General features: G+C 64.7%; 20 protein-coding genes. 11 read left to right on the top strand and 9 right to left on the bottom strand.

Going from position 1 to position 24,189, the window contains the following annotated elements; translation table 11 throughout:
- Positions 1-176 precede the first annotated feature (176 nt).
- Complete coding sequence (locus C446_RS19510) at positions 177-3,977, bottom strand: COG1361 family protein (RefSeq protein WP_006672587.1); 3,801 nt, start codon at positions 3,975-3,977, stop codon at positions 177-179.
- A 247-nt stretch (positions 3,978-4,224) separates the two neighbouring features.
- Here C446_RS19510 and C446_RS08010 point away from each other — a divergent pair, with 247 nt between their 5' ends.
- The 5 genes from C446_RS08010 to C446_RS07990 all read left to right on the top strand — a co-directional run bounded on the left by C446_RS08010 (position 4,225) and on the right by C446_RS07990 (position 5,955).
- Positions 4,225-4,425, top strand: a complete 201-nt coding sequence (locus C446_RS08010; protein WP_006672586.1) for a hypothetical protein — start codon at positions 4,225-4,227, stop codon at positions 4,423-4,425.
- An 86-nt stretch (positions 4,426-4,511) separates the two neighbouring features.
- Positions 4,512-4,772 carry an eL43 family ribosomal protein gene (locus tag C446_RS08005; RefSeq protein ID WP_006672585.1) on the top strand — a complete coding sequence of 87 codons (261 nt, stop codon included), beginning with the start codon at positions 4,512-4,514 and terminating at the stop codon, positions 4,770-4,772.
- Between the two features lie 24 nt (positions 4,773-4,796).
- Positions 4,797-4,931 carry a DNA-directed RNA polymerase subunit P gene (locus C446_RS08000; RefSeq protein WP_006181151.1) on the top strand — a complete coding sequence of 45 codons (135 nt, stop codon included), beginning with the start codon at positions 4,797-4,799 and terminating at the stop codon, positions 4,929-4,931.
- 16 nt (positions 4,932-4,947) lie between these two features.
- Positions 4,948-5,229 carry a KEOPS complex subunit Pcc1 gene (locus C446_RS07995; RefSeq protein ID WP_006672584.1) on the top strand — a complete coding sequence of 94 codons (282 nt, stop codon included), beginning with the start codon at positions 4,948-4,950 and terminating at the stop codon, positions 5,227-5,229.
- 78 nt (positions 5,230-5,307) lie between these two features.
- The gene (locus C446_RS07990) at positions 5,308-5,955 is read left to right on the top strand and encodes a hypothetical protein (RefSeq protein WP_006672583.1); all 648 of its coding nucleotides are present in this window, start codon (positions 5,308-5,310) and stop codon (positions 5,953-5,955) included.
- A 39-nt stretch (positions 5,956-5,994) separates the two neighbouring features.
- On the opposite strand, the gene C446_RS07985 is transcribed toward C446_RS07990, so the two are convergent.
- Positions 5,995-6,831, bottom strand: coding sequence for a DUF2797 domain-containing protein (locus C446_RS07985; protein WP_006672582.1), 837 nt, complete (start codon positions 6,829-6,831; stop codon positions 5,995-5,997).
- A 546-nt stretch (positions 6,832-7,377) separates the two neighbouring features.
- On the opposite strand from C446_RS07985, the gene C446_RS07980 reads away from it, so the two are divergent.
- From C446_RS07980 to C446_RS07970, 3 genes are all read left to right on the top strand, one after another.
- Positions 7,378-7,722 carry a BsuPI-related putative proteinase inhibitor gene (locus tag C446_RS07980; protein ID WP_006672581.1) on the top strand — a complete coding sequence of 115 codons (345 nt, stop codon included), beginning with the start codon at positions 7,378-7,380 and terminating at the stop codon, positions 7,720-7,722.
- Between the two features lie 253 nt (positions 7,723-7,975).
- Entirely contained in the window at positions 7,976-8,890 is a 915-nt protein-coding gene (locus C446_RS07975) for a CbiX/SirB N-terminal domain-containing protein (protein WP_006672580.1), read from the top strand.
- On the top strand, positions 8,887-10,203 hold the full coding sequence (locus C446_RS07970) for a DR2241 family protein (protein WP_006672579.1): 1,317 nt from the start codon (positions 8,887-8,889) through the stop codon (positions 10,201-10,203). The genes C446_RS07975 and C446_RS07970 overlap by 4 nt, the downstream gene beginning before the upstream one ends.
- Positions 10,204-10,248: 45 nt before the next feature.
- On the opposite strand, the gene C446_RS07965 is transcribed toward C446_RS07970, so the two are convergent.
- Together C446_RS07965 and C446_RS07960 are read right to left on the bottom strand one after the other, a co-directional pair.
- Entirely contained in the window at positions 10,249-10,866 is a 618-nt protein-coding gene (locus tag C446_RS07965) for a DUF7524 family protein (RefSeq protein ID WP_006672578.1), read from the bottom strand.
- 106 nt (positions 10,867-10,972) lie between these two features.
- Entirely contained in the window at positions 10,973-11,191 is a 219-nt protein-coding gene (locus C446_RS07960; protein ID WP_006672577.1) for a methytransferase partner Trm112, read from the bottom strand.
- 178 nt (positions 11,192-11,369) lie between these two features.
- Between C446_RS07960 and C446_RS07955 the strand changes: the two genes are divergently transcribed.
- On the top strand, positions 11,370-13,061 hold the full coding sequence (locus C446_RS07955; RefSeq protein ID WP_083861090.1) for a sensor histidine kinase: 1,692 nt from the start codon (positions 11,370-11,372) through the stop codon (positions 13,059-13,061).
- Positions 13,061-15,253 (top strand): hypothetical protein, encoded by a 2,193-nt coding sequence (locus C446_RS07950; protein WP_006672575.1) that lies wholly within the window; start codon positions 13,061-13,063, stop codon positions 15,251-15,253. Before C446_RS07955 ends, C446_RS07950 begins: the two co-directional genes overlap by 1 nt.
- 114 nt (positions 15,254-15,367) lie before the next feature.
- Here the strand turns inward: C446_RS07950 and C446_RS07945 are convergent, their stop codons facing one another.
- Complete coding sequence (locus tag C446_RS07945) at positions 15,368-16,747, bottom strand: adenylosuccinate synthase (protein WP_006672574.1); 1,380 nt, start codon at positions 16,745-16,747, stop codon at positions 15,368-15,370.
- A 484-nt stretch (positions 16,748-17,231) separates the two neighbouring features.
- On the opposite strand from C446_RS07945, the gene C446_RS07940 reads away from it, so the two are divergent.
- Positions 17,232-17,567 (top strand): hypothetical protein, encoded by a 336-nt coding sequence (locus C446_RS07940; RefSeq protein ID WP_006672573.1) that lies wholly within the window; start codon positions 17,232-17,234, stop codon positions 17,565-17,567.
- A 280-nt stretch (positions 17,568-17,847) separates the two neighbouring features.
- Here C446_RS07940 and C446_RS07935 read toward each other — a convergent pair whose 3' ends face one another.
- The 4 genes from C446_RS07935 to C446_RS07920 all read right to left on the bottom strand — a co-directional run bounded on the left by C446_RS07935 (position 17,848) and on the right by C446_RS07920 (position 22,732).
- Entirely contained in the window at positions 17,848-20,466 is a 2,619-nt protein-coding gene (locus tag C446_RS07935) for a DUF7527 domain-containing protein (RefSeq protein WP_006672572.1), read from the bottom strand.
- A 46-nt stretch (positions 20,467-20,512) separates the two neighbouring features.
- Complete coding sequence (locus C446_RS07930; RefSeq protein WP_006672571.1) at positions 20,513-20,791, bottom strand: UPF0058 family protein; 279 nt, start codon at positions 20,789-20,791, stop codon at positions 20,513-20,515.
- Positions 20,792-20,945: 154 nt separating this feature from the next.
- Positions 20,946-22,103, bottom strand: a complete 1,158-nt coding sequence (locus tag C446_RS07925) for an ABC transporter ATP-binding protein (RefSeq protein ID WP_006672570.1) — start codon at positions 22,101-22,103, stop codon at positions 20,946-20,948.
- A gap of 158 nt (positions 22,104-22,261) precedes the next feature.
- Positions 22,262-22,732, bottom strand: coding sequence for a DUF5793 family protein (locus C446_RS07920; RefSeq protein WP_006672569.1), 471 nt, complete (start codon positions 22,730-22,732; stop codon positions 22,262-22,264).
- Positions 22,733-24,189 lie beyond the last annotated feature (1,457 nt).

The raw sequence follows: 24,189 nt of genomic DNA, 5'->3' as shown, positions 1-24,189 counted from the left end.
CATCATTGGGTCAGCACTGCCGATAGGTGGTCAGTTTCTGGTCTGCCCGTCCCGTCCGGCGAACTAATCTTGAACGTGCAACAGGGTATAGTACCGACTCGAGCGGTCGGTGGCTTCGCCGGTGGACGCTGCCTCGAGAGTGAACGGGGACACGAGCCGCGAGATGCGGTGCCGGCCTACCCGTTCGGCGGCGTCTCCCCGGTTTCGCTTCCGGTTTCGCTTCCGTTTCCGTTCTCGTCTTCGGTCCCGTCGTCCGCTGTCGGAGCGTCTGCGATTCCGTCTTCGGGCTCTGGTGACGGATCGTCCGCTGTAACGCCGTCGTCGGCGGGATCGTCGGGCGGCTCCGGCGGTTGCTCGTCGGTCGTCTCTTCGGGAGGGTGGTCCGTTTCCGTCTCCGTCTCCGTCTCCGTCTCTGTCTCGGTTTCGCCCCCCGGCTCCGTCCCTTCGTCATCGGTCGCCGACGCGTCGTCCTCGTCGGTCGGCAGGTCGAGCGCTTCGACCGTCACTTGCACCGAATCGGCGTCGTCGTCGGTGCGCACCGTCGCAGTTCGGTCGCCGACATCCGCCGGCGTCGCGAGAGACGACAACGCGACGGTCTCGGTGGCTCCCGCCTCGAGCGATACCAACGTCGCGTCGATGGTCCCCCGTCCCTCGAGTGCTAACTCGACGAGTTGCTGTCCGGGCTCGTCCCCGACGGCTTCGATTTCGGCGGTCACCTCGATCGGATCGCCGACCTCGACGACGGCCGTCGCCTGACGGATCGTCACCTCGAAGAACGCGGGCTCGGCGGCCTCCTCGACCGTCACCTCGGTCGAGGCCTCGGCGTCCTCGCTGCGAACGACGACCGCGAGTTGGCCGGCGTCTTCGGGCTGTGGTTGGGCCGTCAGCGTCAGGGGTTGGCTCGTCCCACCCTCGAGTTCGACGGTCGCCGTCTCCGCGATCCGCCCGCCGACCTCGAGTTCGATCTCTCCGCTTCCCGTGGCGTCGCCAACGTTCTCGATCTCGACCGTCGCCTCGAGAGCGTCGCCGACCGTGACGGGATCGGTCGTCTCGCGGATCGAGACCGCGAACTCGGGGTCGGCGGGCGCGTACTCCTCGGCCGACTCCGTCTCGGCCCGGAGCACCTCGTCGTAGAGATAGTCCTCGAGATCGACCGCCCAGACGAGCCGTTCGTCGGCCGATTCAGGGGTCCATTCGACGGTGAACGACTCGGTCCCGGGATCGAGGTCCGGTGGTTCGTCGGGCGTCGTCCCCGAGACGAACGCGCCGCCGGACAGCGGGAGGTCGTTTGGGTTCTCGAAGCCGAAGGTGACGGCGTGGGTCCCGTAGTCGCCATCGTCTTCCTCGAGCGTGACCTCCTCGAGTGCGATCGTCGGTCGATCGGGTCGACGCTCGTCGAGGCAGTCCTCGGGGTTGCTCTCGCTGCTCTCGTCTATCCCGGTCCAGTTGACCGCTACCACGTGGATCGTCGACCCGAACCCCTCGTCGGGGATTTCGAGGACGATTTCCGCGCCGGTCTCCTCGGCGACCGTCGCGTTCGGTACGTCGGTGATCCGGAGGCGGACGGTCCCGGAAAACGGCGCATCGAGGTCGTCGCCGAAGCCGACGGAGAAGTTGGCGTTGCCCGGCCCCGCGGGATCGACGAACAGCGTCTCGACGGTCAGATCGTCCTCCGCCTCGAACGTTCCCGAGACCTCGGCCGTCGTGCAGTCGGGAAACGCGAACTCGAACTCGTCGTCCTCGTCATCGTCCACGCCCCGAACCATCACCATCCGTTCGTCGGCTGCGGGACCCTCGACCCGTACCGGAAACTCCTGGTCGCGCTCGACGACCGCCGTCCGGAACGCCAACTCGAGGGTCTCGCGCTCGCCCGGCTCGAGTCGAACGACAGCGCTGTCCTCGACCGACGGATCGTGTCCGACGACGAGTTCGAACGCGTGCTCGATGGCGGCGTCACCCTCGTTCTCGAGTTCGGCCGTCACCGCGAGGAGGTCGCCGGCATCGACGGGGTCGTTCGTCCCCGTGATCGTCACCGTCACGTCGAGGTCGTCGCTGCCGACCACCGTTACGTCACGGACATCGGCGTCGGTCTCCCCTTTCACCCGTGCGGGGAACGTCTGTGTGCGTCGGACTCGCGCGGTCTCGAACGCGAGGTCGACCGTCTCGCTCTCCTCGGGACCGAGGCTCACGACGGTGGAATCGACCCGCTGTGGATCGTGGCCGACGACGAGTTCGATGTCCTCGCTCGTCTCGCTGTCGCTCGTGTTCTCGAGTTCGGCCGTCACCGTCAGCACGTCGCCCGTGGCGACCGGCTCGTTCGTCTCGAGGATCGACACCAGCACCGGCGGTGCGTCGGCGTAGACGAAGACGGGGACCTCGCCCGCGTCACCTTCGGTTTCGACCCGCACCGGAAACTCCTGGTCGCGCTCGACGACCGCCGTCTCGTAGCCCATCGTCACTGTCTCCGTCTCGCCGGGATCGACCGTCACCGCCGTCGTCTCGACCACGTCGGGATCGTGACCGACGACGAGTTGGACCTCCCGCGAGACCGGCGTCCCGTGGAGGTTCGCGAGTTCGGCCGTCACCTCGAGGGACTCGCCGGTCCGGACCGGTGCGGTCGTCTCGACGATCGTTACCTCCAGCCCGACCTCCGCGGTACCGATCACTTTCACCGTCCGCTCGTCGACGCTCTCGTCCGTCTCGACCCTGACGGGGAACGTCTGTGTACGGCTGACCGCGGCCGTTTCGAACTCGAGGACGAACGCCTCGACGGCGTCGGGGCCGACGGTCACCGACTGGTCGTCGACCAGCTCCGGATCGTGGCCGACGAGCAACTCCACGTCCCGGGTAACCTCGTCGTCGGTCGGATTCTCGAGTTCGGCCGTCACCGCGAGGAGGTCGCCGGCGTCGACGGGGTCGTTCGTCCCCGTGATCGTCACCCCCGGGTCGGCGTCCGGCTCGTCGTCGATCGCATCGATCACCCAGGGACTCTCCACGGTGACGACCCCGTTCTCGGCGATCACCCAGACGACGATCGGACAGCCGTGACAGTACCGCTGCAGTGCGAACGTCGCCTCGTCTGTCGCGCCGCTGACCGACGTGACCTCGAGGACGACATCCGCGTGGCCGAGCCACCAGACGACGCGATCGAGCGCGCCGTCGGGATGAGCGACGTCGAGTTCGAGTTCGGTCGGGTCGTCTTTCGTCACCGCGAGGGAATCGCCGCCGGGCCGAGCGGCGTCGATCGTCGGCGCAGCGACGCCGGTGTCGGCCACGTCGACGGCCCACGTCGCTCGACGTCGGTCGTCGTCGCCCACGGACGCGGTCACCGCTCGCTCGCCGGTCCCTTCGAACGTCGTCCGCCAGAAATCAGCTCCCTGTGTGTCGTGGTAGGCCGCGTGCCAGGGCCCCATCGACTGACCCGCGTACCCGCCGTCGACGAACCACTGCGTTCGTCCCCTGTCTTCGACGTCCTCGATGTCGACCTCGAACAGCACCGACGTACCCGGTTGAACCGAAAGCTCCCGCTCCGGCCTGGTCCGATCGGGCGTCAGTTCCTCGACGGCGAGCACCTCGACAGTGCGTTCGTCGGTGCTCCCGTTTGCCTCGACCCGGAGGGTCGCTTCGCCGTCCGATTCCGTCGGATAGGTCCGAAAACCGACGCTATCGAGGGTCTCGATTCCTCCGGCTTCGACCGGCGTTTCGATCGTCCACCGGTGTTCGCCGTCGTACTCGACATCGACGGTCGGCCGCGCCGGCGAGTCCCCCTCGTTTTCGAGTTCGATCGATACTTCGAGTCGCGATCCGCCCCGAACCGGGGCGTTGGTCTCGAGTATCCGAACCGCGATTTCGCTTCCGTCCTGCGAGGCGAAGACGCCACGTACCCGCCTCGAGAGATCGCGCTCGATCGCTTCCGCGCTTCCGGTGATCGTCGCCACCAGACTCCCCCCAGCGGCGAGATAGCTCCGGCGGCGCATGGTGAACGTACCGTGAGACGTGACTTAATACAGTGTCACGAGATAACACGAAAGTCGTTCGTTGTCACATGTGTCGCCGATAACGAACTGCCGTCGACGAGCGGGTGTCACGCCCCGGCCGTAACCGAAACGGATGGCGAACGCGTCGAACGGTCAGCGGTGATGGATATCACGAACCCGCGGAAGTGACACTGCCTGCTGGTTGTCCCGGCCTTATCCCCGCTCCTGTAATTAGATGTAATTAGCCATGCTCGAGCGACCGGACGCCGTCCTGGCCGCGATTCCGCTCGTCGCCGTCAGCGGACTCGTCCTCCGATCGCTGGTCGCGACGACCGGCGTCGGTACCGGGCTGCTGGCGGCACCGCTGGCACCGGCAGGATACTTGGCTGCGTTAGTGCTCGTGTTCAGAGAGGTGCTCGCCGGCCCGGTCGCGAGACGAGCCTCCTGACCGCGTCGTTCTCTCGGCGGCCGGACGGGTCGGCGCGACTCGGACTCAACAGGTTTAATAAGCCGCTGGGGATAGCTACCCCTACTATGTCCGAAAGAGGAAACGTCGGCAGTGCGGGCCGCTTTGGCGCACGCTACGGCCGCGTCGCCCGACGTCGCGTCAGCGAGATCGAAGACGACATGCAAAACGCGGAAGTCGACGGCGACGACGTCACCCGCGTCGGTACCGGTATCTGGAAAAACGAGGAGACCGGCGAGGTCTTCACCGGCGGCGCGTACCGTCCGGAAACCCCTGCCGGCCGCACCGTCCAGCGCTCGATCCGCGCCGCACTGGCCGAAGACGAGTAAGGTCTCGACACCTACTACCCTAGTATGAGCTACAAGTGCTCCCGCTGTAAACGCGACGTCCAGCTCGACGAGTACGGCGGCGTCCGCTGTCCGTACTGCGGACACCGCGTGCTCCTGAAAGAACGCAGCCGCGACGTCAAGGAAGTCGACGTCCAGTAACACAACCCACGAAACGGTGTCTTCTCACGGCGCAACGCTCGAGTTCGACTACGACTCGCCGTCCCGCGCACGTCTCGTCGCCGAGAGCGTCGCCCGTGAAATCGGCGAGATCGACGACGATCGCTCCCGGACGAGGATCGATCGCGAAGATACGACGATCACACTCGAGATCGACGCAGCCGATGTCGTCGCCTTGCGCGCAGCGTTGAACACCTGGTTTTCGCTGCTCGACGTCGCAGAACGAACGGCGGCGGTCGGCGACGCAGCACTCGAAGACGGGCACGAATCGCTCTCCTAGCTGTGTGTCCGGCCCGGCCTGGAGACACAGGCCGAAGCCTTCAGTCCGCGCCCAGCCAAGCGAGCGGAACCGACGACGATGGCACGACCGCTCACCAGACGGCAGGCGATCGCGAGTATCGGCGGCACAATGACGCTTTCGGCAACGGGGGCGTCGGCAACGGCGACCGCAGAACCCGATGGTATCGAGGCCGAGAGTATCGTCGAAACCGACCTCGAGGCGACCTACCCGAAGTGTGTCTACAAACGCGACGACGACGAGTGGGGCGTATCGATGCCGATCAACGTCCACGCGGTCGTCCCGGGCGAGAAGCGAGCGATTGCGGTCGTCGAAGACCAGTTCACCGGACTCACGAATCTGGAGTGGACTCCGGTCTTCCCCGATTCGGCGACCAGAGCGTGGGACGACGGCGCGGCGGAGCTGGTGCGACCGGCGCTGTCGATCCGTCGTCCCCGGCTCGGCGACGAGTGGGTTCACGTCCACGCGTGGCCCGTCGACGCCAATCGAGTCGCCATCCACGCCCACCTCGACGTCTTCGACGTTACCGCATCGCACCTCCATCGCGGCGACTACTACGGCGACGCCGCCGAAGGCGTCGCGGCGCAGTTCTCGAGCGACGACTGGACGTCGGACACGTCCCACGAGATCGAGTACGGCGTCGACTCCGAGCGGGCAGATCGATGGGGTGAAACTGGCGATACGAAAATCGAGTATCAGTATCGGTAGCAGCGTTGCAAACGTGTCACGATCGTCGCCGAAGCCTCGCTACCCGCCGAACGAGCCGAGCGACGCCTGGAGGTTCCGACCCGTGGTTCCGTCTTCTCGCTCGAGGTCGTACCCCACCAGATCGCGCACGTCGACCGCGTAGTTCGTCTGCCCGTTCTCGAGGACGAGCAGCCGACCCTTGAGGCCGACCACGGTGCCGCGGGCGATCGTCTCCCGAACGGGACGGGCCGCGAGGTCGAGCCCGTAGTCGAACTCGAACTCCGCGCGAACGCCGGGCTCGAGGTCCTCCGCGGCCGGGTCGAATTCGAACGTGATGTCGTCGCCGGCGGCGTCGGCGACGAACCCCTCGAGGCCCGACAGCGTCGCTTCCCAGGCCGTCTCGTCGACGGCGCTCGCGAGTGCGGCGACTTTCGTCCCCGTGCGAACCCGATCGGTGAGTCGGCGAGCGATCGCGGCCTCGATCTCGCGAGCGATCCGGCCGTTCGAAACCGTATAGAGGTGGACCGCCCGGTCGGCACCCTGTTCGCGGAGTCGCGTCTCGAGACGCCACTCACGGGTGACGCCGATCTTGAACGTGTCCGGGGCAAAGGCGGCCAGATAGACCGCGTGGTCCTCGAAACAGTCCATCTCGTCTTTGAGGCACGTGCCCGTACAGCGAGCACAGACCCACGTGTCCGTATGGTACTCGCAGTAGGGCGCGCTGGGACGGTCACAGGCAACGTGGGCACCGTCGTCGAGCACTCCTGCACAGCGACGATCGCCGAGCGAGTACGAGAGGTCCTCGCCGGCCAGCAGTTCGTGCCGCTCGACGGCTCCGCCATCCGCGAGCAACAGCGCCGATCCACGGCCGCTCGGCTCGTATCCGACCAGTTGCACGGGTGTCTCGTCCCCGGGTTCGGGGCCGGAGCAGATATACCGTTCGCTGTTCGACGGGTCCGTGCTATGGCATCGAGTGAGCGGCTGGAAACACGATGCAATCCTGTAGCAGTGATGACTTCTACGAACTAATTTTCAGCTACCACAGTTCCCGAATGAGTTACTGGAACACGAGGATAGTTCTATCACTGAAGCATAAATTTTCGCGACTAAACGAGTCGAACCAGAAGAAACGATCTCGTGAGGTCAGCGGGACGTTGTCCCGCACGGGCTTCCCGAGGTCTCCGAGTTCAAAGGGTTCGCTCGTGATCGCTTTGCTCTCTCGAGTATTACGAAAACGCCACTTTCGCTCGATCGGCAGGTACTTTCTCGTGGAAGGGCGACCGGACACGCTTCGGGTATCCTATAGTGACAACTGCAACGATCTGCACACTGATCGCCAGACGGATCGGCGATCAGGTGCGCACTGAGTTGCAGTGGCTACTATAGTCAAAGTCAGAAAGCGGCCTGGAAAAAAGCTATCCGCGAGACCGTCGAAAGGCCGCTATGGCACTCGAGGGAACGCTCGAGACAGACGTATCGACCGGCAACGACGCCGTCGCGTTCGAGTTTACGGTGACGAACACGGGCTCGACACCCCAGGAGCTTCAGTTCACGGACGCGGCGAAAGCCGAGTTCGTCGTCGAGGACGAAGGCCGAGAGGTCTGGCGCTTTACCGAGGGACGGGCGTTCGCTCAGATGATCAGTTCCGAACGGCTCGCACCCGACGAGACGGCGACGTACGAAGCCGAGTGGAACGATCCCAGTTCGGGCGAGTATACCGCCCTCGCCGAGTTACAGGCCCGGGAGACGACCTGCGAGGCGCGGACGGCACTCACCGTCTCCGACTGATACTGCCGGACAACAGCAACGATTTGCACACTGATCGCCAGACGGATCGGCGATCAGGTGCGCACTGGCTTGCAGTGGCTACTATAGACACACCGATTGCACTCGAGACACCGTCGCCTTCCGCGATGGGCGTCGAGACGCCGTCAGGTGTGTACTGACTGTTGGCCAGTCGTATGAGTGTGCCAGGGGGTGCTACCGGGAGCGGACGATATTCGGCAGCGCTTATAAGCGGCCGCCGTTCTAACCGACTCGTATGCAAGCGCTGGTCGTCGCAGCCCACGGGTCGCACCTCAATCCGGACGCCTCGGCCCCGGCGTACGCTCACTCGGACGCCATTCGGGAGACCGGCGCGTTCGACGAAGTTCGGGAGACGTTCTGGAAGGAAGAGCCTCATTTCCGGGACGTCCTTCGCACGCTCGAGGCCGACGAGGTGTTCGTCGTTCCGCTTTTCATCAGCGAGGGGTACTTCACCGAGCGGGTAATCCCTCGGGAACTCCGACTCGAGGGGTGGGACCCCGACCTGTGGGACTCCGACGGGACGAGCGCCGGCCACGCGACGCTCGAACCGAGCGACGTCGACAAGACGGTCCACTACTGTGGCCCGGTGGGGACCCACGACGCGATGACGGACGTGATCGTCCGGCGGGCCGAGTCGGTCACGGACGACCCGACGGTCGGCGACGGGGTCGGTCTCGCCGTCGTCGGCCACGGCACCGACCGCAACGAACACTCCGCGAAGGCGATCGAGTACCACGCCGACCGGGTTCGCGACCGGGACCGGTTCGACGAGGTCCGGGCGCTTTTCATGGACGAGGAGCCGGAGGTCGACGACGTTACCGACCACCTCGAGAGTCAGGAGCTCGTCCTGGTTCCGCTGTTCGTCGCGGACGGCTACCACACGCGGGAGGACATCCCCGAGGACGTGGGACTGACCGACGACTACCGACGCGGGTGGGACGTGCCGGCCGCGGTCGAGGGCCGCCGGATCTGGTACGCCGGCGCGGTCGGAACCGAGCGCCTGCTGGCGGACGTGATCCTCGAGCGGGCGGCCGACGCCGGGGCGAAGATCGATACCGAGACCGGCGTCGCCGGTCGGCTCGAGTACACCGGCTCCGATACCGGGCCGCGCTCTCCCGACGCAGCCACGAACGGGGGTGGATCGGAGTGACAGCACCCGATGTCTCGGCCGGCCTCCCGCTCGAGCGCGACGCGCTCGAACCCCTGCTCGATCGCGCCGAGGGGGACGGCATCTCGTTCGACGGCCTGGAACTCGAGCCCGTCGAGGTCGAGGTCGAGGTCGAGAGTACGACTGGCGACTCGACGACCGACGAGCGGCGTTACGAGGTCGAGACCCCGGAGACCGACCGACGGACCGTCACGGTCGCGGACCTCCTCGGGGCCGAACCGCCCGTGTCGGCGTACGTCTCGAACTGGTACTACTGGCAGGCGACGGTCGGCGGGGACGGCACTGCCCGCCGGGCCTTTCTCCGGTGGTGTGAACGCGCGCCGCTTCCGGGCGCGGAATCCCGGCCCGTCGACGATGTCGACCCGCTCGCAGTGTCGGACCGATACGCTGCCCTCCGGGATGGGATCGAGCGCGAGTGGGGACAGGTTCAGGTTACGGCTCGGTTCCCGGGAACGGCCGTTGGCAGGTCAGAATCGGACGATTGCGGCGGGGGCGGAGACGGCGACGGCAACGGCAACGAGTTCGCACCCGGTGAGCGCGTCTACGATCTCCACCATCGCGAGGACGCCGACACTCCGCTCGCGGCCCTCGAGCGGTACGGCGACCCGCGGGACATCCGCGAAATCGTCCGAACCGATCTCGACGGCCGGTATCGGCCGCTGAAGACCGCACCGACGCTCGAGGCCGGCTGGATCGTTACCGGCCTCTCGGGGGCGGAGCTGATCGAGGCGATCCGGTTTCTCTATCCGGCGACGATCGCCAACTGGCACCGGGAGCGACAGGGGATACTCGACGTCGATCACTGGCAGGAGACGGCCAGCCGGCAGACCGGGATGTACGCGAGCGTCGACTCCCTCCCGCGGGAAGCCGTCGATCGGGTCGCCGAGGCCTGCTGTGTCGATTCCCAGTGTCTCAAGCGACGCGAGTGGGAGTACGCGGCCGACGACGAACTCGAGGTCGACGGGGGCGACGGTCGGTTCCCCTGCCGGGAACCCTGTTCGCTGGTCGTCGCGGCAGCCAGGAAGTGGGCCGCGATCGAGAACGAACCCGAACGAACCTACGAACTCGAGTTGACCCCGAGCGAGCGGCAGCAACTTACGGAGCTGATCGAGGCCGTCGCGGAGGGTCGAACTCGTGCGGTTCGCGAGGCGGACCTCTCGGAGGGCGCGAACCGCTACCGGACGCGGTACCTCCGTGCGAAACGGTTCGGCGACGACGGGACGGAACTCGAAGCGCGCGTCCGAGACGGTGCGAATGCGAACTCGAGTCCCTCCGACGACGAGACGGACAGCTAGGCGGTCGGCTGCCGACGGCCGGTTTCGAGTTCCCGCCTCCGTCGCCTACTGGAACAACAAGAGACCGGCGACGACGACGCCGGCGACGACTGCGGCCAGACCGATCATCGCCGCCGGGCCGCCGATCGTCATCGCAGTCGCGGTCGCGATCGCGACCGCGAGGACGCCGAGGACGGCGACCGCGAGCGTTCCGGGGTCGATCCCACCCGCAGCGGCCAGCCGGTCGACGATCGTCGGTTCGGGCTCCGGTTGCGAGGGGCGTGAAAGGGTCTCGTCGACCTCGATCTCGGACGGCCCTGGCCGCACGAGGACGGCGACCGCGACCGACTCCGAGCCATAGCCCGTCAGGACCTCGAGTCGCCCGTCGATCGGTTCCTCGAGACCGCCGGTGTCGAAGGCGATCGGAACGCGTGTCACGTCCCCTGGCTCGACGTAGTAGTTCGGGTGATCGATCGATGCGATCCGGGAGAGCTCACCGTCGAGCCGACAGTGGACGTGTGCGGGCGTCTCGTGGCCACGGAGAATCAGGGTACACGAGCCGCTGGTCCCGAGGACCGGGTCGGTGTTCGACGCCGCCGATGGGGACGACGAGACGTCGGACTCGACCTCGAGAGAATCGTTCTCGGCGCGGTTGACGTGGACGGTGACCTCGTTTGACGACACGGTGGGTGGGTCGGGTTCGAGTGGGTCGGCAGCGCATCGATGCGACGCGTAAAGCCCGGGGAGCGTAGCTTGGACGGACGACGTTGTGCTATCGCGGCGCTCGCGTTCAGGCTGGCGTCTCCTCCCGCATGTCCGGCGGGAGCAGGTTCGGGATTCCGTCCTCGATCGGGTATCGCTCGCCACACTCCGCACAGACGAGCGTGCCGTCGACGACTTCGTTGCCGTCGCCGTCCCCGTCCTCGTCGTCGGCGTACTCTGCGTCCTCGAGCTCGAGTTCGTGTTTGTCCAGCGGGCAGCGGAGGATTTCAAGCAACGACTCCTTCATAGTACGAAGGCTGGCCGCATCCAGCAAAAGGTTTCGGGATCTGAACGCGACGAGGCCTCCGTCCGGACGCCAGAGAAATCGAGAGGCGAGTCAACGAGTACCGAGCTTTTTATTTGCGCAGAACATACCCTCGGTTAGAATGAGTCAGCGCTCACGGGTGGCGAGGTGAGACGAGTTGATGTCTAGCACGTGCGTGACCAGCGACGCGGGCCGCCTTCGCTCGTTCGTCACGGAACTCGAGTCCTGTTCGACCGTCGACGAGGTCTACGACCTGGCGCTTTCCGCGGCCGCGGACCTCGTCGGCTTCGATGCCGCCATCCTCTGTACGATCGAAAACGACGTCTTCGTCCCTCGGGCGGTCGACATCGATCGGCTGCTGCCAGGCGAGCCCCTCTCTCACGACGAGGGGGTCGCAGGTCGAACCGTTTCGGAGGGAACTGCGTACCTCGTGGACGATATCGACGATCTCGAAGGTCCTTCGAGCGGGGACGATACGACGGACGTTGCGTTTCGGTCGCTGCTTTCGATCCCGCTCGGGGACGACGGCGTTTTGCAGTTCCACGCCGAGGAGGTCGGTGCGTTTTCCGACCCTGATCGGCAGGTCGGCGAACTCATCGCCGCGGCGGTCGTGAACGCGCGACGCCGACTGGAGTCCGAGCAAGCAGTCGAACGACAGCGCGACAAGTTCGCGGCGCTGTTCCAGAACGTCTCCGACGCGGCGTTGCAGTACTACACCCAGGACGGAACCTACCGTATCGAGGCGGTCAATTCGGCGTTCGTCCGGGTGTTCGGCTACGAGGGCGAAGACGTCGTCGGCGACTTGCTCGGGGAATCGGTCATGCCCGACGACGATCCGACCGAGCGAGAGTTGATCGACGGATCACTGCCCGATCACAGCGACAACGGCGTGGAGGTCGTCCGAGCGACGGCGTCCGGCCCACGGTCGTTTTTGCTCCGTCACGTCCCGTTCGCGACCGGCGACGAGACGACCGCCGGCTATCTGATCTACACTGATCTGACCGAACTCAAAGAACGGGAACGCGAACTGGAGCGCAAGACCGCCCGTCTCGATCAGTTCGCGAGCGTTCTGAGCCACGACCTCCGCAATCCACTGAACGTCGCCGACGGCTACCTCGAGGCGGCCCGACAGTCCGACGACCCGACCGCGGAACTCGAAGAGATCGAACGGTCGCTCGATCGGATGGAACGGATCATCGACGACGTACTGACGCTGGCTCGTAGCGGCGGCGACATCGACGACTGCGACGCGGTCGACCTCGAGCAGGCAGCCAGGGAGGCCTGGGAAAACGTATCCACCCCCGACGCGTCGCTCGATATCGAACCGAACGGCCGGGTTCGCGCGGATCGGAGTCGACTGCTTCGGCTGCTCGAGAACCTGTTCCGGAACGCGATCGAACACGGGAGTCCCGATTCGTCGGCTGACGGCGGAGGTGTCGCTGCCGGGTGTGCAAGGGACGATTCCGAGATGGGGTCTGACTGCGACTGCGACTCCCATTCGAGTTCGGAGCCTGCCGTTCGAGTCCGAGTCGAGCCGCTCGAGGAGGGGTTTGCCGTCGAAGACGACGGCCCGGGAATCCCGCCCGACGAGCGAGACACCGTCTTCGAGTCCGGATATACGACGGGCGACGGGAACACCGGCTTCGGCCTCGCTATCGTCGAACAGATCAGCGAGGCCCACGGGTGGCGGATCGACCTCACCGACGGGGCCGACGGTGGGGCGCGGTTCGAGTTTCACACTACGAGCGACGCGGTGTTCTCGCTCGGCGGCGACGAGATCGGTCGTGAGCGGACGACAGCCGACGGGGACACGACCCCACCGACCAAACCGAAACGCGAGGGACGAAGTTGATGCCACCGTCGAGTGAACCGTCCGACGCGGACCCAGTGACCCTCGAAGTATCCGGGACGACGCTTCGGGCGACGGACATCGCGGGCCACACCGTCACGTTCGATATCACGGGGTGGGACGAACTTACGCCAACCGACGAACTGACGACACCCACCGACGTTTCGGTGACCGGCCGCGTTTCGAAAATCGAACACGATCTGACAAACGTTTTGAGTCTCGACCGACTCGACGGTGAGATCGAGTGTTCGGCGTTCGAGACGGACGAGATGGACTGTCCACGCATCGAACCGATCGACGACTTCTCCGTGACTGTCCCGACCGGCGAATACGTCTGTCGGCTCGGGAAACCGATGGAGGTCCGCATTCGATTCGACGGCACGGCGACTATCTCCGGCAACGGAACCGGGAGCCTGACGATTTCGTTTGCACACCCGACGGCAGTTACCTTGGGCTTCACGTCGTTCGTCGATTTCCCGCGTCACGGGCTGACGGTAGAGCCGACGACGGGTGGAATCGCGACTGCCCTCTCCCACTTTTCGTCGTCGATCGAGACGACCAGCGCGGAGCGGGTACATCGAAACTACCGGGGCTACCCCCCGATGGTCGACTTCGGAACGGAAACACACGTTCCCGAACCCGTTCGAGACGCGACGCCGGATACTGGAATCGATTTCGTCGTCCCCGATCGCTTCTCCTCGTTATTTATCGCGGCCCCGCTTGCCTACTACCTCGGAGCGAGCGTCTCGACAGGTGACCTGGTACGTCCCCTCCTCGAGGCACCCGAGCACGGAGTCGAGTACGAGTTCGATCCCGATCGGTTTGCCGCCGACGCGACGGCACTGCTCCGTCGCGTCTTTTTCTTCGATTTCTTCGCTTCGCTGGACCAGGTCGACCCGTCGACGATCACCGCGTACGAGGCGCTAACGGATGCGGGCATCGACATCGACATCGACGTCGATGTCGACGGGGACGACCCGATCGCAGCGCGGCTGGCGGCGTATCTCGAGGCTCCGGACGACTCCGTCGAAGACGTACTTCCTGGCTGGCCCTACCGCGTCACGGTCGAACCGACGGCTGACTACGCCCGTACGATTCCCCACCTTCTCTACGATATGGCCGTGATCGAATCGGAGCCGACCGCGACCCCGACCGCGACCGCGACCCCGACCCCGACCGACTCGTCCGAGACGAACGTCGTTTCGAACGTGGGCGATCACGCCGACCCCGATTCCGCTTCCGACCTCGAGTTCGACCACGGCCCCCACGCGGCCGGGGAGCCGTCGTCGGCGCAGTCACTGCTCGACTGTCGTCGAATTCGAGGGACGCTCGGGGACGCGCCCGCGCCGGACGAGCCACACGCGGGGTTTACCGCGCTGCCCAGTGCCTACGATCACCGACTGACCGACCTCGAACGCGCAACCGACGACCGATCGGTGGCGGTCGTGTTCGCGGACGAGACCCTCTCCGAGTCCGATCGATCGTCGATCGTCGACAGATATCGTCGTCGGACGGAGACCGTTTCGCCGACCGTTTCGCGGCTCGACGACCCGACTCGTGACGACCTCGCCGAGTGTTTTACCCGCGGTGTAGACTTCTTACACTACGTCGGTGAGTGCGGGGATCGGGAGATCGCCTGTCGTGACGGATACCTGTCGGTCGACGCGCTCGAGTGCAACGAAGTCGGGATCGTACAACTCGATGCGCCGGCGACGGTCTCCGTTGCCGAGCAACTGGTACGGACCGGAAGCATCGCGGGCGTCGCCAGAACGGGAACGGGTACGGAGTCGATCGAGCGCCCGTCGACGACCATCGGCGAACTACTGCTGTACGGCCACTGTGTCGCGACCGCAAGCGCCTGTGCCGCGGCCGAAACCGGCCGTCAAACGGCGGTCGTCGGCGACGGAGCGTACAGGTACGCTCCGAAGTGGTATCCATCGAACCTCAATACGATCCGGTCGAGCACGGACGATGGGCTTGAGGTCACGAGTGTTCCGTTCCCAGTCGATCCGGTCGGTGTCTACTGGAACGAGTCTTGTTTCGATGGAAAACGGCTGTTACCGTCGCCGACGGAGTACAAAATCGAGCCCGCCGAACTAACGGAGTTCGTGTCCGAGATCAACAAACCGCTCTACTACGACGATCGGTTCTACTGGATGGACGAACAGTGGCAACTCACCTATCCACTTCGGTGACGGCACTTCCACAGCCGTCGAGAACCGAGCGACGCCGTCGTTCCCGACGGCGTTGGACTCCGTTTTCCCGATGGACCGTTCTCCGTCCCAGCGACCCGAACGGCTGAACGAGTGCTACTCGTAGGGGTTCTCGACGACGACGGTCTCCTCACGACCGGGACCGACCCCGACCGCGTAGATCGGCGCGTCGAGTTCCTCGGCGACGTACTCGAGGTAGGTACGGGCGTTCTCGGGGATCGCCTCGTACCCCTCGTCCGCGACCGCTTCCCAGTCGACCTCCGGCCAGCCGTCGAACGTTCGGAACGTCGCTTCACACCGTTGCCACTCCTCGGTCGTCGCGGGCATGGTGAAGATCTCCTCACCGTCGAGTTCGTAGCTGTGGCCGACCTTCACCTCGTCGAGCCCGGCGAGCACGTCGACGTGGTTGACCGCGAGTCCGGTGAAGCCGTTGACACGTGCGGAGTGGCGAAGCATCGGCATGTCGAGCCAGCCGACTCTCCGGGGACGGCCCGTCACGGTCCCGTACTCGCCGCCTTCTTCGCGGATGTACGTCGCCAGCTCTTCGTTTTCGCCGTCACCCTGTTCGTCGTAGCCCGGGGTGTCGCCGACGACGCCGCCGAGTTCGGTCGGCAGCGGACCACTGCCGACGCGGCTGAGATAGGCTTTGACGATCCCGATGATCTCCCCGTCGGCGATGGTTCCCGGATCGAGCCCCGTTCCAACCGCCGCGCCGCCGGCAGTCGGGTTCGAGGAGGTGACGTAGGGGTAGTTGCCGTGGTCGATGTCGATGATCGTCCCCTGTGCACCCTCGAACATGACGGTCTCTCCGTCCGCCATCGCGTCGGTGAGGAACGCACTGGCGTTGACGGTCATGTCTTCGTCCGCGAGTCGCTGGCCGAACTCGCGGAACTCCTCGAAGAGCGCGTCGACATCGAACGCGTCGGGATCGTCGAGTTCCTCGACGGCGATGTCGTAGACTTCCTCGACGAGCGCCCGCTTCTGTGGAACGACGTACTCGAGGCGCTCTCGAAGCACGTCGGGATCGAGCAGGTCGCCGATCCGAACCCCGCGGCGGCCGGCCTTGTCCTCGTAGGTCGGGCCGATGCCGCGGCCGGTCGTTCCGACTTCCTGGTCGGACTCGCTTTTGACGTCTTCTTCGATGCCGTCGAGCACCCGGTGAAACGGCATAATAACGTGAGCGCGTTCTGCGACTCGAACGTCCGGATTGAGCCCCTTTTCCTGTAGCGTCGAGATTTCGTCGAATAGGGTCCGGGGATTGATGACACAGCCGTTGCCGAGCACGCCGACTTTGCCGCGAACGGCTCCGGATGGAACGAGCGATAACTTGTACGTCTCACCGTCGTGGACGACGGTATGTCCAGCGTTGTCCCCTCCCTGATATCGGGCGACAACGTCGGCAGCGTCGCCGTAGAGGTCGACGACGCCACCCTTGCCTTCGTCGCCGAGTTGCGACCCGACGATTGTGACGGTCATAACAGCGGCGGATTCTTGCCCGGCCGATAAACAGATTACGGTATTGACGGGGCCGACTGCGAGCGGAGAGCCGACCCGTACCTGCACGCTGGTCGGCTCGATCGACAGTCACGGTCAACTGCGTTCTTCGACGATGTCTACCCGTTACTCCCGGTCTCACAGTGCTCTCCGCCACCCAGTGCCGTCGGCGATCGATCCGCCTTTATAACCACCCTCCGTACGTGAACGTGAGACCAACGACCACCCACAGGGTGGGATCGATCGCACGGCTCGAGCGCGGGCGCGCCAACCACCCCGCCGCGATCCGCGTCGACTGACACCGCGCCGTCACCGCCTTCCCGCCGTACGACGGGTAGTTTTCGACGCGCCGACCGCCGCAACCCGAACCGTTAACTACTCGCAAGAACTATGATCGGGTTGAGCGTGTCCGTCGACGTTTTCGAGAGTAACCTTTAAAAGGTCCAAAGACAAGTTAACAAATGCCATGATAGACAGACTTGAGAAGGAAGTCGATATGCTCGAACGGCATCTGCAGGTCCTGAAGATGGTCATCGAGAACGAGCCGATCGGCATCGTGAAGATGTCAAACGAGACGATCGGCATCGTGAAGATGTCAAACGAGACAGGCTATCCGCACCACAAGGTTCGCTACTCGCTTCGCGTCCTCGAGGAGGAAAACCTCATCGAGCCCTCGAGCCAGGGTGCGATCAAGACCGAGCGCACCGCCGAATTCGTCGACGAGCTCGACGGCAAGCTCGACGACATCATCGGCAAGCTCGACGGGATGAAAATCGAAGACGTGCCGGAAGCAGAGAACTAGCCGGCAGTAGCTGATCCCGGATCGAGCGCCACAGCCACGTTCGGAGCGACATCGCGACCATGGGTCGACGGTGACCACTCGATCCGCAGTTCGTCTCTTTCTCTTTTCGATCGACGTAGTACCAACTGTGACAGTCGCTTGCTTCCCCACAGCCAGCACGGACCGCGGTAAGACAAACCGACGAAAGCAGGACGAATTACCCACTGGGACCGGATCGACCGACCCGAACGGGTGTCGATGACGCGTCGACGACGCTTGCCGACCTTTGCCACTCGAGACGCTAGAGTTCTGGAACGTTCATGTGGAACCCTTCCGATCGAGACTCCACCAGACAGAGGTGATACCCCTGCTTGCGCGAGAGATTGACGTAACTCAGCTTCGAGCCACGGCTGAGGAAGCCGCTGCTTGTGGCTTGCTCCGTGACCTCGAGCGCGCCGGGCTCGAAGTAACTCGAGGTGACGGCGATCGCCGCGGCGAGGTCGGGGTAGTTGGCCTTGACGGCCGACGCTGCTTCTTCCATCTCCGCGAGGGTCGACTCGGTCACCGGTTCCCGAGAGTCGTTCAGCGTCGCGACGACGAGCGGATTGCCTCGCTTGTCGAACGCGACGACGTCGAACCTGACCCGGTCGGGAACGTCGTCCGTGTCGTCGTCCTCGAGCGAGATCGTCGCGTCGAGTTCGGCACGGTCGATCCGCGGGATGACGTCGTAGAGGTCGGCCAGCCCGTTGGCGTGGCCCGTGTCTCGGATCTCGTAGAGCACATGCTCGGTGAGCCACTCGACGAACCGGTAGGCCATCGTCGACCCGAGGAACTCCCGGTACGGTTTGCCCTCGACGGCGACCTCGTCCGCGTCGAACTCGGTATGGTGCTCGAGCCGAAGGTTCGCCGCGACTTCGTTCCGGTCGGCGTCCCCGTCGTGGGCCGTCTCGAGTGTCGGCTGGCTCTTCGAACCGTACCGGACGAACAGATTCGTTCCCGACAGCGCCCTGTCGGGAGTCAGTTCGGTCGCGAACGACTCCCCCCCGGTCTCGCTACCGTCACGCGCCCGCTCCAGTTGGGCCTCGAGTTCGTCGATCCGGGATTGCAGCCGGTCGACCTGGGCGGATAGCTCCTGGTTTTCCTCCCGAAGCTCGTCACGTTCGGCGGCGATCTCTTTCGCTTTCGATTCGAGCGCATCGCGGCGCTGCTCGAGTTCCTCAACGCGTTGGGCGAGTTTGTCCGCCGTTTCGCTTCCGGCGGCGGGGCTGGCGCTGGCACCGCCACCAGTTCCGGCGTCGCCGGTCCGTCCCCGACCAGTGGGTCGTCCATCCGACGCGTCGCCTGCGGTGTCGCGGGTGGCCGTCGACTCCGTTCCGGCTCCAGTCTTGTCGTCCGCGGCGCTGGAACTCGTGGCCGACGACGCTGTCCGGGATTGTGACTGCGATCGAGACTGTGACTGTGACTGTGACTGCGATCGGGAACGCTCCTTTTTCGCGCTCGAATCGCTGTCCGTCGCAGTCGTCTCCGCGGTCTTCTCCGGATCGATCGAGGGAATACTTCTGGTTTCACGCCATTGTTCTTCCTCCTCGAATCGTTCCTCGAGATCGTCGTCCTCCGAACCGTCGGTCGGTACGGCCGACTCCGATGCCCCTGGTTCCGGTCCTGGTCCCGGTCCCGGGTCCGGTTCCCGCTCCGGTTCTGGTTCTGGTTCTGGTTCCGGTTCCGGTTCCGCTGCCGCCGCCGGTTCGTCGGTTCCGCCCGCGGCTCCTTCGTCCTCGGCGGTCCAGGAAATGCCGCTCCGGTCGAGCTGTTCGGCCGCGGCTTCGACCTCTTCGGGGTCAGGACTGGTGCCGGCCGGAGGCGGACTCGAACTCGAACTCGCGCCCGAACTCGAGTCGGATGTCGGCTCTGCCTCCGAAATAGGCGTCCCGTGGTCCGGTTCGTCCGGGCCCTCCGTGGGCGTCGGGTCCGCATTCGAAGTCGGGGACGAAGTATCAGCGGGCGGCGCGGGAGTCGCCGTCGAGTCGGCTGCCTCGTCGAGGTCGCCATCGCCGTTCGTAATCCCGCGCGATCGCTCTTCGAGGTCGGTCGGATCGTCGGTCGTGATCCCGCCGGCGTCGGTCGTCGCGTCCGACGTTCCGGACTCCGTTGCCGTCGGGTCCTCGAGGTTCACCTCGAGCGATCCCGCGTCCGAATCTTCGGACTCCGAGTCGGCAGCTGCGTCCGTTTCGACGCCGCTTGGCCCACTTCCGGAGACGTCGAGCCCGTCGATCGCGGATTCGGTCGGGTCCGTTCCGGGTTCGGGTCGCGTCCGCTCGTCGACGCCCGATCCGGGTGCGGTCTCCGTCGTCGTGGCTTTGCTTTCGTCTTCGTTCCCGCCCTGCCCGGGAACGTCCGTTACCTCGATGTCGACGTCGGTCACTTCGTAGATTCCAACCTCGTCGGCCGCGCGCTCGAAGGCCTCGTCGCCGGTGACGAGCCGCTCGGCGTTGCCGATGTACGCCGCGGCCATCCGGCGGCCGCCGTAGTACACCGCGTAGTAGTCGCCGCTGAGGACGTTTTCGCTCAGCTCGACGTACCCGGTGAACGACCCCTGCTGAAGGGTGCTGTCGACCTCCTCGAGTGGGGTGTCGTTGGTGTAGTACTTGGCACGTGTGTCGCCGCCTCGCTCTTCCATCGTACAGAGCAGGGGCAGCGACGGGTGTGGTGCTTCGTAGAGCGTGCCGGACGCGTTCCGGAAGTCCTCAATGTCGCCGTCGAACACGCCGACGATACGGCCGTTGAGCAGAAAGAGACAGGTGCCCGCCGCGGTGACTGCCCCCGAAAACTCGTCGCCAGCGAGATCCGAGAGGCCATCGTAACCGCCGCTGAACGGGCGAGAATCCCACTGCTCGACGCGTTCTTGCGTGCGTGGGTCCATAATTTAACAAGCAGTAAGCTGACCAAATACGTTTCGCCTGGAGTCTCTATATCTTCGATTCAGCGTCTTCGGCCAGCTCCTTCATTCGCTTGCCGATCCGCCCCGCACTCGAGAACTCGTCCTCGCTCATCCCCTTTGCAAGAGCGTTTCCGAGAACGAAGACGGCGTGTTTGTGCTCGCTTTTCGATTTGTGGACGTGAGACGGGTCGACATCGAGCTGGCGGTACGGATCGAACAGCTCCTCGTCGACGTCTTCTCGCTGGGAGAAGTACTCCATGATAACGACGAGTTCTTCGTGGAGCTCGAGAAGTTCGTCCTTGTGCATGTTCGCGCATACGCACGGTCGGGGCTTAAGGGTTGTGTGGCCTCCGATCGCAAAACTGACAGCAGTAGTTCCACACCGAGGAAACGTGTTTTCACCGGCCAGCGGAAACGATAGCACGAGGCCGAAAGTCGGTGAGTGATTACAGCAGACTGTCTCAATCGTCGGCGATGGCGACATCACGGTGTCGCTGTCCTGCGGGGAACCACGTGAGCTCGTGGTCGGCGGTAACGCGGACGGCAACCCGTTCGTCGAGTTGAATCCGATCGGAGTGGTTGTGCATACACTCGATCGTCTCGCCGGAGTCGAGTTCGACGCGGTACAACACCGTGGGACCGAGATAACGTCGGTAGACGATGCGGCCGTTGGTTTCGCGGTCGTCGGCCGGGAACGCAGTTACGTCGTCGGGACGAACGAGGAGGTCGATCCGGCTGCCGTCGTACTGGTGGGCCAGCCCGTTGACATCGTCCCGGAGTACGCGACCGATTGCCGTCTGGACGTGGTCGCCGCGGACCTCACCCGAAAGAAAGCTCGCGTGGCCGAGAAAGCCCGCGACGAACCGCGATTTCGGCTGTTGGAACACGCGTTCTGGAGTATCTATCTGTTCGATTCGGCCCTCGTTCATCACGGCGACGCGGTCGGAGATCGACAGCGCTTCCTCCTGGTCGTGTGTGACCGAGACGGCGGTGACGCCGGTTTCCTTGATGATCCGTCGGACTTCCTCGCGCATTTCGACCCGAAGGTCGACGTCGAGATTCGAGAACGGCTCGTCTAACAGGAGCATCTCCGGCTCGGGTGCCAGCGAACGGGCGAGGGCGATTCGCTGCTGTTGGCCTCCCGACAGTTCGTCGGGGTAGTTGTCCCCGTGCTCGGAGAGCCCGACTAACTCGAGTAGTTCCTCGACGCGAGCGTCCTGTTCCTCGTCGCTCCAGTCTTGCAGTCCGAAGGCGATATTTTCGCGAGCGGTGAGATGGGGGAACAGCGCGAACTCCTGGAAGACGACACCGACGCCCCGCTCTTCCGGCGGGATGAACCGGCCGTTGCCGGCGACGGAATCGTCTCGCAGCGTGATGTGTCCGGTGTTCGGTTTCTCGAGGCCGGCGATCAGTCGTAGCGTGGTCGTCTTCCCACAGCCGGACGGGCCAAGTAGCGTCAGTATCTCGCCGTCGCGTACCGACAGCGACAGCTCCGAGATGACCTGTTCGGCCCCGTACTGTTTGGCCACGTCGTCGAGTTCCAGCACGACATCTTCCGTCGTCTCTGGCGTCGCCGTCGATTCGTCGGCGGCCGTCGTGAGTAGTTGCCCGTTCGCCATAGTCGACTCCGGCGAGGTGCCGGCGTGTATTGATTTAGGGATGCCTAAAACACTTATAGTTGCCGGTCCGTTCCAGTAGACTGGGAACACCGGGAGATCGAAGGTGGAACCCACCTGATCGCAACACACAGGCGGTCGTCGCCGTTCTCGTGGCGCTCTCAGAGTTCGACGCCGCTTGGAATCAGACTGTGCTGGCGCAGCAGGCTTCCTTCGTCGTCGTAGACGAGGAAGGTACGCTTGTCGTAGGTGACAAACGGGTCCCCGTCGATCGTGATCTCGACTTCGTACCGTCCGTCACTGTCCCCGGCTTCCTCGCCGTAGCCGCGGGCCGCACGGATAAACGTCAACACGTCAGCTGCTTCTTCGTTCAACTCGAGGATGAACTCGCCCGTAATGCGGTTCGTGACGCTGACCACGCCCGCTGCGTCATCGTCGAGAGGCTCCTGAAGGCGAAGGGCGACATCGGTTTCGCCCGCCTCGAGAACGTCGCCGTCGGGACCTGTAAGGCGCTCGCGGAGCATCGTCGCCGGGCCGGTAAAGTCGATCGCTACCGACGGTTTTCGGGGCTCGTCGTCGCTGTCGACCCAGTCGACATTACTAACGTCCAGCGTGAAGTGCTCGCGCCTCATTCCGTGCGTGGCGGTTAGGGCTCCCAGCGTATCAACGTAACGCACGCCCGATCGCCGAAACGAACTGGTTGGGGGCGGAAACGTGGACCGAACCGTCGTTCGATCTCGACGGTCGGCCGCCTACTTTAAGGCCGTCCGGTTGGGATAGTCGGGTGAACGTTGCGGCCGCTACGATGACCGATCAGCACGAACCGGACGGGGGTCCGGAGACGGACGCGGAGTCGGGGATCGACCGCGGGGGAAGCGCCGGGAGCACTGGCGATAGCATCGCTGACGCCGATGCCGACGCCAACGCCAACGCCAACGCCAACGCCAACGCCAACGCCAACGCCAACGACCGCTCGAGTCGGAACCGCGAAGCGGTCGCGACCGACGAGCGGTCGACAGACGATTCTGCCCGGGAAAGGGGAGACGAAAGTGACCGCGAGGACGGGGTAAAACTCGGCGACGAAGACGCGACTGGAACCGCAAACGGAACGGGTGACGAGTCACTGTTCGAGACCGCACGCCGGACGATCCGGCGCGTTCTCGAGACGCTCCGGGGTTCGACGATCGAAGCCGACGACTACGATCCGAGCGTCCACGGCCCCCTCGTTTCGTTCGACGGCGACGACGGGATCGAGGAGGTCGAGCGCTACTGGGTCAACGCGCCGTTTTCGTTCGTCACGATCGGCTACGATCCGAACCGCAACCAGCACCGCTACCGTACCGTCGAGCCGACACTGACATCCGAAGAGCAGGTGCTGGTCGACACTCTGCGTGAGGACATCCGGGACCCCTTGCTGTACCGGGACGACGACGGCGACGTCGAGCCGATTCTCCGGGAGACGATCCGCGAGTATCTCGAGCGCTACGGGGCCGAGATCGACGTCGCGACCTTCTACCGGCTGTTTTACTACATTCACCGTGACTTCCAGGGGTACGGCCGGCTCGATCCGATCATGCACGACCCCCACGTCGAGGACATCTCCTGTGACGGGTACGACCTGCCGATCTTCGTCTACCACGAGGAGTACACCGACGTTGCCACCGACGTTGCCTTCCAGAAAGCGGCGCTCGACCAGTTCGTCGTCCGACTCGCCCAACACTCCGGCCGCCACATCTCGATCGGCGACCCCATGGTCGAGACGACGCTGCCGGACGGCTCTCGAGCCGAGCTCGCGCTCGGCGAAGAAGTAACGCCGCGAGGATCAGCCTTTACCATTCGAAAGTACGCGGACGAACCGTTCACACCGATCGACCTGATCGAGTACGGGACGTTCAGCGTCGAACAGATGGCGTACCTCTGGCTGGCGATCGAGCACAACAAGAGTCTCATCTTCGCGGGCGGGACGGCGTCGGGGAAGACGACGAGTATGAACGCGATTTCGATGTTCATCCCGCCTCGCTCGAAGGTGCTGACGATCGAGGACACCCGGGAACTCCAGTTGCTGTCTCTTATACACATCTCTGAGCGG

It is taken from the genome of Halobiforma nitratireducens JCM 10879 (assembly GCF_000337895.1).
In the GTDB taxonomy this organism is placed as follows: domain Archaea; phylum Halobacteriota; class Halobacteria; order Halobacteriales; family Natrialbaceae; genus Natronobacterium; species Natronobacterium nitratireducens.
Note: the sequence above shows the minus strand (reverse complement) of the source record. Positions and strands in the feature narration are given on the sequence as shown.

Bases quoted from the DNA above. Each gene is read 5' to 3' on its own strand.
- C446_RS07930 (WP_006672571.1), bottom strand. From the start codon at position 20,791: ATGCACAAGGACGAACTTCTCGAGCTCCACGAAGAACTCGTCGTTATC.
- C446_RS07950 (WP_006672575.1), top strand. From the start codon at position 13,061: ATGCCACCGTCGAGTGAACCGTCCGACGCGGACCCAGTGACCCTCGAA.
- C446_RS07960 (WP_006672577.1), bottom strand. From the start codon at position 11,191: ATGAAGGAGTCGTTGCTTGAAATCCTCCGCTGCCCGCTGGACAAACAC.
- C446_RS07920 (WP_006672569.1), bottom strand. From the start codon at position 22,732: ATGAGGCGCGAGCACTTCACGCTGGACGTTAGTAATGTCGACTGGGTC.
- C446_RS07990 (WP_006672583.1), top strand. From the start codon at position 5,308: ATGGCACGACCGCTCACCAGACGGCAGGCGATCGCGAGTATCGGCGGC.
- C446_RS07955 (WP_083861090.1), top strand. From the start codon at position 11,370: ATGTCTAGCACGTGCGTGACCAGCGACGCGGGCCGCCTTCGCTCGTTC.
- C446_RS07935 (WP_006672572.1), bottom strand. From the start codon at position 20,466: ATGGACCCACGCACGCAAGAACGCGTCGAGCAGTGGGATTCTCGCCCG.
- C446_RS07925 (WP_006672570.1), bottom strand. From the start codon at position 22,103: ATGGCGAACGGGCAACTACTCACGACGGCCGCCGACGAATCGACGGCG.
- C446_RS19510 (WP_006672587.1), bottom strand. From the start codon at position 3,977: ATGCGCCGCCGGAGCTATCTCGCCGCTGGGGGGAGTCTGGTGGCGACG.
- C446_RS07940 (WP_006672573.1), top strand. From the start codon at position 17,232: ATGATAGACAGACTTGAGAAGGAAGTCGATATGCTCGAACGGCATCTG.
- C446_RS08005 (WP_006672585.1), top strand. From the start codon at position 4,512: ATGTCCGAAAGAGGAAACGTCGGCAGTGCGGGCCGCTTTGGCGCACGC.
- C446_RS08000 (WP_006181151.1), top strand. From the start codon at position 4,797: ATGAGCTACAAGTGCTCCCGCTGTAAACGCGACGTCCAGCTCGACGAG.
- C446_RS08010 (WP_006672586.1), top strand. From the start codon at position 4,225: ATGCTCGAGCGACCGGACGCCGTCCTGGCCGCGATTCCGCTCGTCGCC.
- C446_RS07975 (WP_006672580.1), top strand. From the start codon at position 7,976: ATGCAAGCGCTGGTCGTCGCAGCCCACGGGTCGCACCTCAATCCGGAC.
- C446_RS07980 (WP_006672581.1), top strand. From the start codon at position 7,378: ATGGCACTCGAGGGAACGCTCGAGACAGACGTATCGACCGGCAACGAC.
- C446_RS07945 (WP_006672574.1), bottom strand. From the start codon at position 16,747: ATGACCGTCACAATCGTCGGGTCGCAACTCGGCGACGAAGGCAAGGGT.